At 68.9% G+C, this 13772-nt stretch carries 9 protein-coding genes and 1 pseudogene; 5 read left to right on the top strand and 5 right to left on the bottom strand.

Going from position 1 to position 13772, the window contains the following annotated elements; genetic code table 11:
- The first annotated feature begins 603 nt into the window (after window positions 1-603).
- The 4 genes and pseudogenes from ACLQ29_RS32600 (at window position 604) to ACLQ29_RS32585 (ending at window position 5563) form a co-directional block, all read left to right on the top strand.
- Entirely contained in the window at window positions 604-2076 is a 1473-nt protein-coding gene (locus tag ACLQ29_RS32600; protein ID WP_425775216.1) for an RICIN domain-containing protein, read from the top strand.
- An 804-nt stretch (window positions 2077-2880) separates the two neighbouring features.
- On the top strand, window positions 2881-3981 hold the full coding sequence (locus ACLQ29_RS32595; protein WP_425775215.1) for a Gfo/Idh/MocA family protein: 1101 nt from the start codon (window positions 2881-2883) through the stop codon (window positions 3979-3981).
- Between the two features lie 238 nt (window positions 3982-4219).
- A pseudogene (locus tag ACLQ29_RS32590) lies at window positions 4220-4396 on the top strand (substrate-binding domain-containing protein); the annotation flags it as partial.
- 153 nt (window positions 4397-4549) lie between these two features.
- Window positions 4550-5563, top strand: a complete 1014-nt coding sequence (locus ACLQ29_RS32585; protein WP_425775218.1) for a PaaX family transcriptional regulator C-terminal domain-containing protein — start codon at window positions 4550-4552, stop codon at window positions 5561-5563.
- Window positions 5564-5684: 121 nt separating this feature from the next.
- Here the strand turns inward: ACLQ29_RS32585 and ACLQ29_RS32580 are convergent, their stop codons facing one another.
- The 5 genes from ACLQ29_RS32580 to ACLQ29_RS32560 form a co-directional block, all read right to left on the bottom strand.
- Entirely contained in the window at window positions 5685-7142 is a 1458-nt protein-coding gene (locus ACLQ29_RS32580; RefSeq protein WP_425775214.1) for an RICIN domain-containing protein, read from the bottom strand.
- A 126-nt stretch (window positions 7143-7268) separates the two neighbouring features.
- Window positions 7269-7850 carry a hypothetical protein gene (locus ACLQ29_RS32575; RefSeq protein WP_425775213.1) on the bottom strand — a complete coding sequence of 194 codons (582 nt, stop codon included), beginning with the start codon at window positions 7848-7850 and terminating at the stop codon, window positions 7269-7271.
- Complete coding sequence (locus ACLQ29_RS32570) at window positions 7847-8686, bottom strand: carbohydrate ABC transporter permease (protein ID WP_425775212.1); 840 nt, start codon at window positions 8684-8686, stop codon at window positions 7847-7849. Before ACLQ29_RS32570 ends, ACLQ29_RS32575 begins: the two co-directional genes overlap by 4 nt.
- Window positions 8683-9633 (bottom strand): carbohydrate ABC transporter permease, encoded by a 951-nt coding sequence (locus ACLQ29_RS32565; RefSeq protein WP_425775211.1) that lies wholly within the window; start codon window positions 9631-9633, stop codon window positions 8683-8685. The genes ACLQ29_RS32570 and ACLQ29_RS32565 overlap by 4 nt, the downstream gene beginning before the upstream one ends.
- Window positions 9634-9635: 2 nt before the next feature.
- Window positions 9636-10910, bottom strand: a complete 1275-nt coding sequence (locus ACLQ29_RS32560; protein WP_425775210.1) for an ABC transporter substrate-binding protein — start codon at window positions 10908-10910, stop codon at window positions 9636-9638.
- 524 nt (window positions 10911-11434) lie between these two features.
- Between ACLQ29_RS32560 and ACLQ29_RS32555 the strand changes: the two genes are divergently transcribed.
- Window positions 11435-13693 carry a carbohydrate-binding protein gene (locus ACLQ29_RS32555; RefSeq protein ID WP_425775209.1) on the top strand — a complete coding sequence of 753 codons (2259 nt, stop codon included), beginning with the start codon at window positions 11435-11437 and terminating at the stop codon, window positions 13691-13693.
- Window positions 13694-13772 lie beyond the last annotated feature (79 nt).

Here is a 13772-nt window from a genome sequence, read left to right as displayed (position 1 = left end):
TCCATCGACCGAGCCAGGCTCATCGGTCGGACCCACTGTGCGACACACCCGACCAACCCACAAACCAAACGCGCTCTCAGGGCCGGAGTGCGACCCGATGGGCGCCGCCCTGCGGCTGGCCGATGCGCTGCGGCGGAGCGGCTGTCAAACAGAAGGACGTCAATTGACAGGCAGGTGCCCGGTCGGGACACTGGAGGGCGAGCCTCGATCCAGTGGGAGCGCTCACGGAACGGCACGAGAAGAAGACCCAGGTAAATACCAGCCTAACCGTGATCCGGAAGGCTGCACGAGGGACAATCCCGTGATCGCTCACACCCGGCGTCTGCCTGAGCTGCCGGCCGGCTGTCGACGTGCTGCGGCATCCCTGCGCCGGCCGATGTCCTCCTGTCGGAGTTGTCACCAGAGCCTGCGTGACAGAGATCCCGCTGGCCCCTACCCGCAGTAGGACAGAGCCGCCGACGGCCTTGTCCGTTGCGACCCAAGGCCACCGTCGGCTGTCCCGGCGCGACCGGATGGCTCTGGCGCGCCCGGGTTGCGACAAAACGAATGGAAGGAGCGATACGGATGACCCATCGACGGGATACCCGGCGGCGCAGGTGCCTCATGGCAATGGTGTTGACCGGAGTCGTCGTGATCGCCTCGGCAGGCTTCTCAGTCGCCTCGCCCGTGGCCAACGCGGCGACCATCGACCCTACGGCGTACTACCAGCTCGTTGCGCGCCATAGTGGCAAGGCGTTGACCGTTGCCGGCGGGTCGACGGCCGACGGGGCCAGCCTCGTCCAGCAGACCACCACGTCGTCGACCAGCCAGCACTTCCAGTTCGTGGATGCCGGCGGCGGGTTCTACCGCCTCCGGGCCCGGGTCAGCGGCAAGGTCGTCGACGTCGAAGGCAGGGCGACGGCGGACGGAGCCAACGTGGTCCAGTGGCCCGACACCGGCGGGACGAACCAACAGTGGTCGGTGACCGACATCGGTAGCGGCTACATCAAGCTGATCAACCGCAACAGTGGCAAAGCGCTCGACGTGTGGGAGCGCGCCACCGCCGACGGGGCGCGAGTCTCCCAGTACACCGACAACGGCGGCACCAATCAGCAATGGCAGATCGTCGCCGTCCGCGACGACAATCCCGGGCCGGCGTACGCCGGCTACCTGTTCAGCTACATGCTGGGCGAGGGTACGAGCAACGGTGAACAGGTCTACTTCGCCCTCAGCCAGGGCAACGACCCCACCCGCTGGCGGCAGCTCAACGGCGGCCGGCCGGTGCTGTCCTCCACCGTCGGCACCCGTGGGGCGCGTGACCCGTTCATCATCCGCTCGCCGCAGGGCGACCGTTTCTACCAGATCGCCACCGACCTGCGGATCTACGGCAATGGCAACTGGGACGCCGCCCAGCGCACCGGCAGCAAGTCGATCGTGGTGTGGGAGTCCACCGATCTGACCACCTGGAGCGCTCCACGACTGGTGCGGGTCTCGCCCGACAGTGCCGGCAACACCTGGGCGCCGGAGGCGTACTACGACGAGACCATCGGGCAGTACGTCGTCTACTGGGCCGCCAAGCTCTACCCGGCCGGCGATCCCAACCACACATCCAGCACCTACAACCGCATGATGTACGCGACCACCAGCGACTTCCGTACCTTCAGCGCCCCGCAGACATGGGTGGACAAGGGTTACTCGACCATCGACTCCACGATGATCAAGGACGGTGGCACGTTCTACCGGTTCACCAAGGACGAGCGCAGCGCCTCACAGTCGGCGTGCGGAAAGTTCATCCTCGCGGAGACGTCGGCCACCATCCTCAACCGCAACTACTCCTTCCTGCGCGACTGCATCGGCCAGGGCTCGCTCGCGCAGGGCGAGGGGCCGCTGGTGTTCAAGTCGAACACGGAACGCCGGTGGTACATGTACATCGACGAGTACGGGGGTCGCGGCTACCTCCCGTTCACCACCACCGACCTGGGCAGCGGACAGTGGAGCGCGGTGCCGAGCTACAGCCTGCCCGGTCGTCCGCGGCACGGCACGGTACTCCCGGTCACCCAAGCCGAGTACGACCGCATCCTGCAACGGTGGCCCTGAACCGACGTCGCGACTGCTTCGAGAAGCGTGACGTCCCAGCAGATCCGGCGGGCCCGGCGACATCCGTCGGGTCCGCCGGATCGGCGCGGCCTGCCGGCGGGCGCCCCAGCACGGGAACCTGGGCGTCGCAGGCGCGGCGTTCGTCACCCCGCAGCGGTAGGCGTGCGGGACGTGCGGGATCGTGGGCCGCACGTCAGGCGAAGGTCGGGTGGTACGGGCGACATCTCTCTGCTGCATCCTGCTGCTCGTCGTGCTCTTCCCGACCGTGCGGCGCCCTGGCGGGCGACCTGCTGTCCGGGACGGTAAAGGGCTGAGGCTAGTGCAGAATTGTGGTCGTGCCAGAGTCACGTCATCGCCCCGCTCGCCGTCCCACAACCAATGACGTGGCAGCCGCGGCCGGGGTGTCCCGGGGCAGTCCTACCTCCGCATCAGCGCCGAAATGGTCCGGCTGCTGCTGAGCCTCATCGACGGTGAGAGCCCCGCCGCCGTCACCGTCCATACCGAACTCGTCATTCGCGGCTCGGCCGATGGCTGGTCAACCTGGTCGACGCCGGCTATCGGGCCGACAGCGAGATCACCCTGCATCTGCTGCCGCTGCCCGCGACCGCGCCGATATCGTTGCCCCGCGATGCCCGTGACCGGCTGATCACCGCGGACGGCCAGCTCGTCGCGATCAACGGGGTCCGGGTGCTCGGTCGTGGCACGGCCGTCGAGATCCAGACCGTGCGACCAACGGCCGCACTGCTGCCGCGCCGCAGCGCCGGCTGCGGCGCGACCCCAGACCAACGAAAGTGATGGGATTCCATGGTTGACGGCAGGTACCGGGCCGCCATCGTCGGCACCGGGGCGGTCGCCGCCGCGCACGCCGGCGCACTGCGCGACAACGGCGATCGCATCCGGCTCGCAGCGGTCGTCGACGTCGACGCCGCGAAGGCCAGCGCCTTCGCCGAGACGTGGGACGCCGGCACCGTCGCACCGACGGTGGCGGCGCTCATGGCGCGGCGCGACATCGACCTGGTTCACCTGTGCACGCCGCCCGTCTCGCACGCACCGCTCGCGCTGGAGTGCCTGCGGGCCGGTGTGCACGTCCTGGTGGAGAAGCCACCTACGTTGACGCTCGCCGAACTGGACACGCTGATCGAGGCGGCGGCCGGGTCCGGCGCGCAGCTGGCCACCGTGTTCCAGCACCGGTTCGGCGCCGGTGTGGTGCGGCTGCGGGCCATGGCCGCGGCGGGCGAGCTCGGCCAGCCCATGCTCGCGACCTGCGACACGCTGTGGTATCGCGACGACGACTACTACCGGATGCCGTGGCGTGGCCATTGGGAGACAGAGGGCGGCGGACCGACGATGGGCCATGGGATTCACCAGTTCGACATGCTGCTCTCCGTGTTGGGGCCGTGGGAGAAGGTCACCGCCGTCGCGGCGCGGCGAGCGAGACCGGTCGAGACCGAGGACGTGTCGATGGCCCTGGTCACCTTCGCCAACGGGGCCGTCGCGACGGTGGTGAACTCGGTGCTGTCACCCCGGGAGGTGTCCGCGCTGCGGTTCGACTACGAGCACGCGACGGTGGAGCTGTCACACCTGTACGGCTACACCGACGACGACTGGACGGTCCATCCCGCGCCGGGGCACGAGGACATCGAGACCCGGTGGTCGTCGGCGCCCTCGGCTGAGAAGAGCGGTCACGCCGGACAGATCGCCGCCGTGCTGGACGCGCTCGACGCAGGCCGGCCCCTACCCGTCACACCGGCCGACACCCGGCAGACCATGGAGTTCGTCGCGGCGGTCTACGCGTCGGCGTTCACCGGTACCACCATCCACAGCGGACAGATCGGCCCGGACAGCCCGTTCGCCACCAGCATGCGCGGGGCAGGCGCTCCGTGGACGGCGGTGCCGACGGCATGAGCCTGCACGTCGACCACGCCCTCGGCCGCACCTTCCGGCGAGCATGACGGTAATGGCACCGCACATCTGGTCGGGTACGACCGTCGAGCACTTGTCCGGCGGACCTCGCTGACCGGCCACACCCGCTCGGGCTGAGCGTGCCGGTTCGGTCAGCCCGACCGCGGCCGCACCGACTCACGGACGACCACGTGCGTTCCCAGCACCACATGGTCGTCGCCGCCGGCACGGTCGCGTCAGCGTGGTGGGCTTCGACGGGGCACTCGACGGTGCGCGCCACCTCCCGCCGCTGACCACGGTGCGCCAGGACATCGCCGAGCTGGGTCGGCTCAGCCTGAGGCTTCTGCTGGCCCAACTGGATCGGGCCGAGGGCCTCCCGACATCGGGGCGGCAGTTGCTCGTGCCGGAGCTGGTGATCAGGCGTAGTACGGCACCATCTCGCGACCCGGAGCGAGAGCCGGTCCCGATAACGGCTGAGTTCCGCCCGTCGAGGTGGGGGCCGACGCAATGTCTCGATGGAGCGGCCGGCCGTGCGTCGCGGTGTGCTTCCCCGGCCGTTACAGTCGCAGCGATGTCACCCCGACCATCGCTGGAGCATGCCGTGGTACGCCCGTTCGACGTTGAGGAGATCTTTCCGGACGGGACGGTCGAATCGGTGCGGCTGCCGCGTCGGCAGGCCGGCAGCTCACCCCAGGGGTTGGCGGTGACCCTGATCGCCGACTACACCCTGCGTACCCGGGCATGGATGCCGACCACCGCGGTCGTCGCCCTGCTCAACGATTTCGGCGTGACCACCGGCGCCGCCCGTACGGTCATCAGCCGGCTGGCCCGGCGCGGTGTGCTGGACGGCCGGCGGCGGGGTCGGCACAGCTCCTACCGGCTGTCCCGGCCCGCCGCCGTCGACCTGGCGATCGGTGGCATCTCGATCGCGATGTTCGCCGCCGATCCCCACGCTTGGGACGGGTCGTGGACACTCGTCGTCTTCACCATGCCGAAAGAGGAGCGGAGCCAGCGCAGCGCCCTCCGGGCTCATTTGCGCTGGCACGGCTACGCGCCGCTGTACGACGGGGTCTGGGTGTCGCCGAATCCGCTGACGACCAAGGCGCAGGCCGAGCTGGCAGCCGTGACGCCTGGCTCGATGACCGCCTTTCGCGCACAGCACCTGGAACTGGAGGCCAAAGCGATCCGTAACCCGATCGAGGCGTGGGACGTCGGGGCCATCGCCGACCAGTACGAATCCTTCATCCGGCGCTGGGCCGAGATGCTGCCCCGGATTCGCGCCGGCCAGGTCGCCGGCGCGGTGGCGGTACGGGCCCGTACCGAGGTGATGGACACCTATCGACGCTTTCCCGCGCTCGACCCCCAACTCCCGACCACACTCATGCCGCCCGACTGGCCGCGCGCCCGCGCGCGGGAGCTGTTCCTCGCGGTGTACGACGGGTTGGCCCGTCCCGCGCAGGCCCATGTGCGCGCTGCGGTGGCGCAGGCCGTCGACGGGCAGCACCTCGACGTCCAGGCCCACACGGTCGCCGAGATGCGCACCGGCGTCGGTGTCCTCGACCACGGCGCCCATTCCGAGGGATGACCGGCCCGGTGCTCAGTCGCGGCCCGGCGGGCGGGTCGCAGCGTGGACGCCCCGCAGTCGTCGAAGGTCTCAAGTCCCGGCGGTCGCTGCCGCCGTCCCCACGCCCGCGAGGCTGCTGTCCTCACGCGGGCACCAACTGCCACCGCTGGTTCGTGCCGCCGTTGTCGGTCCACTGCGCCAGTGCGACGCCCTCGGCGGTGGATCCGCCCGGTACGTCGAGCACCTTGCCGCTGTATCGGTTGACCAGCTTGACGTAGCCGTCGACGGTCACGAACTGCCAGTGTTGGTTGGTGCCACCGTTGTCCCGGTACTGGATGACGGCCGCCCCGTCGCTGGTGGACCGGCCGGACACGTCGAGCACCTTGCCGCTGGCGACGTTCACGAGCTTGTTGAACCCACCACCTGCGTCCACGACCTGCCAACGCTGGCCGGCCGCACCGGTGTCGGTGACCTGGACCGCCGGCGCGTTGTCGGCGGTGGAGTTTCCGCTGATCGCCAGGACCTTGCCGGTGGCGCGGTTCACCACCCGGTACCCGGTGGTCGTGCCCAGGCGGGCGGCGACGATCGGAGTGAGCCGGTCGGCGATCATCTGGTGGCCCAGGTCGTTGGGGTGCACGGAGTCGGTCAGGCCGTCGGGGGTCAACCAGCCCGTGGTGTCGACGAAGTAGACGTTGGCGTCACCGGAGTTGTTGACGGTCTGCACAGCGGCCCGGGTCTCGGTCACGTACCGGTCGCGGAAGGTCTTCAGCGCGATGATTGCCGCGTTGGGGTACTTCGCGCGGATGTTGCGAATGAACGCCGTGTACGAGGTCTGGAAGGTGGCACCGGAGACGCTGTGCCCGACGTCGTTCGTGCCGAGGTTGATGACGACCGCGTCGGCGCGGTATCGGGAGAAGTCCCAGGGGATCGAGCTGCCGGCATCGAGGTTGAAGTACCGGCGTTCCATTCCCCAGCAGCCGTCCGGCGCGGCGACCAGGCACGCTCCGCCGATGGCGATCTGGGTGTGCTCGGTGCCGAGCCGTTCTCCGACCAGCCAGCCGTAGTCGGTGAGCGCCAGCTTGGAGCTGCCGGTGCCGGCCGTGATCGAGTCTCCGATGAACTCCACCAGCTTCGGCGCCACCGGCAGCGCGAAGGTGTGGGCGTTGGCGTCGAGGACCAGCCCGATGAACACGGCGTCGCCGTTGTACGAGCCGGCCCGTTGCCGGTAGGAGACCACGAGCGTGTGGTTGCCGGCCCGCAGCGGAGTCGGGGTCAGGTTCACTGTCCCGCTCACGTTGCGGTAGTTGACGAACGGCCCGCCGTCGATGCTGGCCCAGAACTCCACCGAGTTGCGTTGCTTGAGCCGCACGGTCGTACCTGTGAAGCCGGTGCGCAGGTAGGCGCCGGCCCAGTTCGACCCGAACACCCCCGTCGAGCTGCGATCCCAGCGGCCGACGAAGGAGATGTTGGCATCCGACGTCGACCCGTCCCCGATCGCGGCATGCGCGGCCGGGGTCATCGTGACGATGGCCGTCACGGCTGCCACTGCGGTCACGGCCAGGGTGGTGATGGTGTGCAGCAGGCGTTTCGGTAACCGCATGGGATCGTCCTCCAGGGGACTCGGGATGGACGCGGGAAAGCGCCCCAGGAAGCGTACAAATAGAAGATTATGAATGTCCATCGGTCGGCGGGCCGGCGGCCGTCGCGGTCGCTGGGTGGGGCGTGGTCACGCGGGGGTGTCCCGCAGGGCGGTACCGGCGCGTCGGGCGTACCGGCTCTCGACCGCCACGGCCGCCATCAGCACACAGCCGAGCATCGGCACCGCGAGCGGCAGCAGCTGCCAGGTGACCAGGACCAGCATGCCGAGCGCCAGGACCAGGAGCAGCGAGCCCGACGGATCGCTCGTGACGGCCCGGCGGGCGGCCCGACGTACCAGTTGTGCCCAGGGCGTGCCCGGCGCCCAGGCGGCTGCCGCGCGGAGGACGACCACCGACAACGCCACGGCCACGACGCCGCAGATGGCGCCGACGGGGGCGCTGCCGGGCACGCCGGTGCGGAGGATCCAGACGTCGCCGGCAAGGAGGAGGTAACCGGCGGCGACGCCGAGCGACGGGCGCACACTGCCGGGGTACGCCGCGCGCGCCCGCGCGAAGAACGCACGCACCGCGGTGCTGTCGCCGTCGACGTGCGCCCGGATGTGCGCGCAGCCGGCCGCCAGGGCGGGCAGCAGCGTGATGACCGGGAGGATCGCCAGCCCGGCCAGCAGGCCCGCCGTCAGACACTCCCCGAAGAGCGCGAACCGCCTCATCCCTTGAGGCCCGCCGTGGAGACGCCCTCCACGAGAAAGCGCTGGAAGAACAGGAAGAACAGGACCACCGGCACCAGCGCGAGCATCGACATCGCCATGAGCGCGCCGAAGTCCGAACCGACGGCCTCGTCGATGAAGAGTTGCAGCGCCAACGGCAGCGGGTACTTCTCCGGTGTGCTGAGGTAGATGAGCGGGCCGAAGAAGTCGTTCCACGTCCAGATGAAGGTGAAGATGGCCGTGGTGATGATCGCGGGGCGTGCCAGCGGCAGCACGATGTTCCAGAAGATGCCCCAGTGGCCGGCGCCGTCGATCTTCGCGGACTCGTCCAGCTCGCGCGGGATCCCCCGCATGAACTGCACCATCAGGAACACGAAGAACGCCTCGCTGGCGAGGAACTTGCCCAGCAGCAGCGGAGCGTACGTGTCGACGAGGCCGAGCTGCTGGAAGACGATGTACTGCGGGATGATGAGCACGTGGAACGGCAGCAGCAGCGTGGAGATCATGATGGCGAACATGAGTCCGCGCCCACGAAACCGCAGCCGGGCGAACGCGTACGCCGTCAGGGCTGAGGACGCCACGGTGCCCACCACGGACAGCACCGCCAGGACCGTGGAGTTCCAGAAGAAGCGGACCACGCTGATGCCGGCGATGCCCGCGATCGCATTGTCGTAGTTGACGGTCGTCACGCGGGTGGGCAACAGCCCGATGCTGCCGATGATGTCCTCGCTGGGCTTGAGGGTGGCCGCCGCCACCCATGCGATCGGATACAGCACCACCGCCAGCAGCGCGATGGCCCCGGCGTGCCAGGCCAGAGTGGAGATCTTCGGTCTCGTCATCTGTCCCCCGAGTAGTACACCCAGCCCCGGGCGGTACGGAAGAGGAAGAGCGTCACCAGCCCGACGCCGGCCAACAGCACCCACGCCATCGCCGAGGCGTACCCCATCCGGTAGTCGCCGAAGCCGCGGTCGAACAGGTAGATGGTGTAGAAGAGGGTGGTGCCGGCCGGCTGGCCGTTCGGCCCGCCGACGATGTACGCGGAGGTGAAGACCTGAAACGCGTTGATGGTCTCCAGCAGCAGATTGAAGAAGAGTACTGGCGAGATCATCGGTAGCGTGATGGACCGGAACCGCCGCCACCTGTCGGCACCGTCCACCTGGGCCGCCTCGTACAGCTCCCGCGGTACCTGCTTGAGCCCCGCGAGGAAGATCACCATCGGCGCGCCGAGTTGCCAGACGGCCAGCAACACGAGCATGAGCAGGGAGAAGTCGGGGTTACCGGCCCAACCACCGGTGTGCACGCCGACCGTGCCCAGCATCCGGTCGACGACGGCGTCGTCGCTGAACATCGCCTTCCAGACGATCGCCAGGCTGACGCTCGCGCCGATGAGTGAGGGACCGTAGAACGCGGCCCGGTAGAAGGCTCGCCCCCGCCGTTCGTTGTTGAGCAGCATGGCGACGGCCAGCGCGCAGGCCAGCTTGATCGGCACGGCGAGCGCCACGTACAGCGCGGTGACGCGTACCGACTTGAGCCACCGCGCGTCCTCGAACATCCGCTGGTAGTTGTCCAGACCGATCCAGCGTGGCGTGTCGAAGAGGTCGTAGTCGGTGAAGGACAGGTAGAGCGAGGCGAGCATCGGACCGAGGGTCAGCAGCAGGACGCCGACGATCCACGGCGAGAGGAAGAGGTAGCCCGCCACCCGTTCATCGGACCGGCGGGCCCCCGGACGGGGGCCCGCCGACTGTGGGTCGACCTCGGCGCGCCGGGTCGACGTGGTCGCCGTCATCGTCAGGACTCGAGAGTCTCTTCGGCCTCGGTGAAGAACTGGTCGACCGCCTCGTTGACGGAGATCCGGCCGTACTGGAGTTCCTCGGTGATCCGGGTGAACGCCTGCTCCAGGGCGCCGGCGCCCTTTGGTGGCGCGGGGGGCGCTTTGGTGAGCTGGTCCTTGAGCCCCTCTTCGTACCCGGCGACGGCCGCGAGCGGGCCCTCGAGTTGAACCACGGCGCGCTGCGCGTTGGTGGCCGGCAGACCGCGGTTGGCGCCGAGGATCCGACCGGCCTCCGGGTCGTTGATCATGAACGAGACCAGCTTGGCGGCGGCCGCCGCGTGCTTGCTCTTCTTCGAGACGCTGAGCAGCATGGCGGGTTTGAGGTACTGGCCCGAGCGGCCCGAGGCGTCCGACGGCACCGGCCCCAGCTTGAGCTGCGCCTTGGTGCTCGCCGCGTAGCGCGCCATGAAGTTGTCCCAGCCCAGGTCGCCGGCGATCAGGTCGCGCTCCAGCGCGTGCTGCGGCTTGATCTGGACGCCCTTCTCGACCGGCAACACCGCCTTGGCGTCCACGAGCGCCTTGCCCTCGGTGAAGAACTGAGCCAACCGGGGCTTGTCGAAGCCGAGCTTGCCGTCCTCGGTGTACAGCAGCCCACCTTCCTGGCGCAGTTGCAACTCGAGGTTGTAGTAGGTCCCGATGTAGTTGGCGCCGCCGTACACCTTGCCCTTGGTGGCCTGCGTGATCATGGCGAGCGCGGTGCGGTAGTCGTTCCAGGTCCAGCCGGGCTTCGGCTCCGCCATTCCGGCCTGGGTGAACACCGCGGGGTTGTAGATGTATCCCCAGGTGTTGCCGCCCACCGGCACGCCGTACAGGCCATCGTCGACCTCGCCGACGCCCTTGAGCCCGGCGAGCAGGTCGTCCAGCTTCAGCGCCTCCCCCTCCTGCTCCTTCAGGTCGTACAGGGCGTGGCGGTCGGCGTATTCGCGTAGATAGGAGAAGTCCATCTGGAACACGTCGGGCGCGTTCTTTCCGGCCGTCTCGGTCGCCATCTTCTGCCAGTACGCCTCGTACTCCTGGAAGCTGGGCGTGATCTTGATGTCCGGGTTCTTGCTCTGGAACAGGTCGATCGCCTGCTGCATCAACGCCGCGCGGTCGGCGTTTCCCCACCAGGAGTACCGCAACGTCAACGGACCCGACGGCGTCGCCTCGCCCCCGTCGGCACCGCAGCCGGACGCGGTGAGGGCGAGTGACAGGGTCGCCGCGACGGCTATGAATCGTTTCAAAAACTGCACGTGATCCTCCGTCTACTCCAAGCGGTGACCGGCGTCCGAGTACTCCGTGGCGGGTGAGCTACTGGCCGTCGAGCTTGTGTGGGGCGGGGTTGCAGCCGACGGCGCCTACCGCGCCATCGTCGTTGCCGGCGCGTGACGAGAAAATTTACGTGCTGGCAATCAGAAAGTGCCATGCCCGCCGGGCTGCGTCAAGACCTCCGTGACGCCCGCGAGGTCGGTCCCGCCCCGCCGTGTCGCACGCCCCTTGTCGGCACACGGGTGGACAACCATCGATTGACAGTTGGGAATGCTCGGATCAGGATGCGTGCTACACGTCGCCGTGAGCGGACAACGAAGGTTGTTGGAGCGACGTGTCAGTCAGCTTGCCGGCCGCAGGGCACCCCCGGTGCCGTCCGATCCCTTCGGACGGCAGATCGGGCGCGGTGGCAACGGGTCCACGGGCGGGTGGTGGCGGTCAGCCGGGCGGATCAGCCGGGCCGCTCGTCCGGTTCGACATCGATTCCATCCAGGCTCTGGAGTTCACCATGCATTCACGTAGACAGCGCATCGCGCTGCTTGCCGCCGCAGCGGCAGTGACAGTAACCGGCGCAGGCATCGCCACGGCGACGACGGCCGCCGCGGCGGCTACCCGCTACGAGGCCGAGAGCGCACCGGCGACGTGCGAGGGGGCCATCGAGTCCAACCACGCCGGCTACTCCGGCAGCGGATTCTGCAACGGCGACAACGCGGTCGGAGCGGCCGCGCAGTTCACGGTGAGCGCCGCCACGGCGGGCACGGCCACCCTCAGCATCAGGTACGCCAACGGTGCGACCACCAACCGTCCGGCGGACGTGGTGGCCAACGGCGCGGTTGCCCAGTCGGGCAGCGCGTTCGATCCCACCGGAGCCTGGACGACGTGGGCGACCAGGACGTTCACCGTACCGATGAACGCGGGCAACAACACCGTCCGGCTCGCGCCGACCACCGCGGACGGCCTGGCCAACATTGACTATGTGGACCTCGATGTCGGCGGCACGACGCCCACGACGCCACCGCCGAGCGAATCGGGCCGGCAGATGGAGGACCTGAACCGCGGTCTCGTCAGCGTCCGCTCCGGCTCCGGCAACCTGGTGTCGTGGCGGCTGTTCGGCACCGAGTCCACCTCGACCGGTTTCAACGTGTACCGGGGTGCGACGAAGGTGAACTCCGCACCCGTCACCAACTCGACCAATTTCCTGGACCCGGGTGCGCCGTCGGACGCCTCGTACACCGTCCGCGCCGTGGTGAACGGTGCGGAGCAGGCCACGTCCGAGACATCGCTGCGTTTCACCGGCGGGAACTACCTGGACGTGCCGATCTCCCGGCCGGGCAGCAACTACACGGCCGGCGACGCGAGCGTCGGTGACGTCGACGGCGACGGCCAGTACGAGATCTTCCTCAAGTGGGATCCGAGCGACCAGAAGGACAACTCGCAGTCCGGCGTCACCAGCGACGTCTACATCGACGCGTACCGGCTCAACGGGCAGCGGTTGTGGCGGATCAACCTGGGCCGCAACATCCGCGCCGGCGCGCACTACACCCAGTTCCAGGTGTACGACTACGACGGCGACGGGCGGGCCGAGATGGCGGTCAAGACCGCCGACGGCACCGTCTCCGGCACCGGGCAGGTGATCGGCAACGCCAACGCCAACTACCGGAACGCCGACGGGTACATCCTCACCGGGCCGGAGTACCTCACCATGTTCAACGGGCTGACGGGCGCCGTCCTGTCCACGGTGAACTTCCAGCCGGCCCGCGGCAACATCAGCGACTGGGGCGACAACTACGGCAACCGGGGCGACCGGTTCCTGGCCGGCACCGCCTACCTGGACGGCCAGCGTCCGAGTCTGATCATGGGCCGCGGCTACTACGCCAAGAGCACGATCGCGGCCTACGACTTCCGCAACGGCCAGCTCACCCTCCGCTGGAAGTTCGACTCGAGCAGCGCGGGCAGCCAGTGGACCGGCCGGGGTACGCACTCGCTGTCCATCGCCGACGTCGACGGCAACGGGACCGACGAGATCATCTACGGCGGCATGACGATCAACTCCAACGGCACCGGCCGTTACACCACCAACTTCTACGCGCACGGTGACGCCTTGCACGTCAGCGACTTCGTGCCCAGCCGGCCGGGCAAGGAGATCTGGCAGATCCACGAACAGAGCTCCGGCGCCGCCGCCACGCTGCGCGACGCCAACAGCGGCGCCGTCATCATGCAGAAAAACAACACCTGCGGCTGCGAGGGCCCGGCGCGCGGCGTGGCCGCGGACATCTACGCGGGCAACCCCGGCGCCGAGTTCTGGGGCGCGGGCACCGGCCTGACCAACCTGTTCAACGCCTCCGGAGCGAGTGTCGGTCGCAACCCCGGTAGCTACAACTTCCTCGCCTGGTGGGACGGCGACCTGGTGCGGGAGTTGCTCGACGGCAACCACGTCGACAAGTACGGCACCGGCGGCGACACCCGCCTGCTCACCGGCTCCGGCGCGCACTCGATCAACGGCACCAAGTCCACGCCGTCGCTCTCCGGCGACCTGTTCGGCGACTGGCGGGAAGAGGTGATCCTGCCCCGGGACGACAACGCGGCCCTGCGCATCTACACCACGCCGACCGAGACCAACCGGCGCATCTACACCCTCATGCACGACCCGCAGTACCGGGTGGCGATCGCCTGGCAGAACACCGCCTACAACCAGCCGCCGCACCCCGGCTTCTTCCTCGGCGACGGCATGAGCACACCGCCGCAGCCGAACATCTACCTGCGCTGACCGCACCGAGGGTCGGGGGGGGGGGGGGGGGCCCCCCCCCCCCCCCCCCCCGCGGCGGGAAAAAAAAAAACAGGGGGCG

The sequence above is a fragment of the Micromonospora sp. DT228 genome, assembly GCF_049841595.1.
Lineage (GTDB): Bacteria > Actinomycetota > Actinomycetes > Mycobacteriales > Micromonosporaceae > Micromonospora.
The sequence above is the reverse complement of the archived record's forward strand: the minus strand, read 5'-3'. Positions and strand labels throughout refer to the sequence as shown.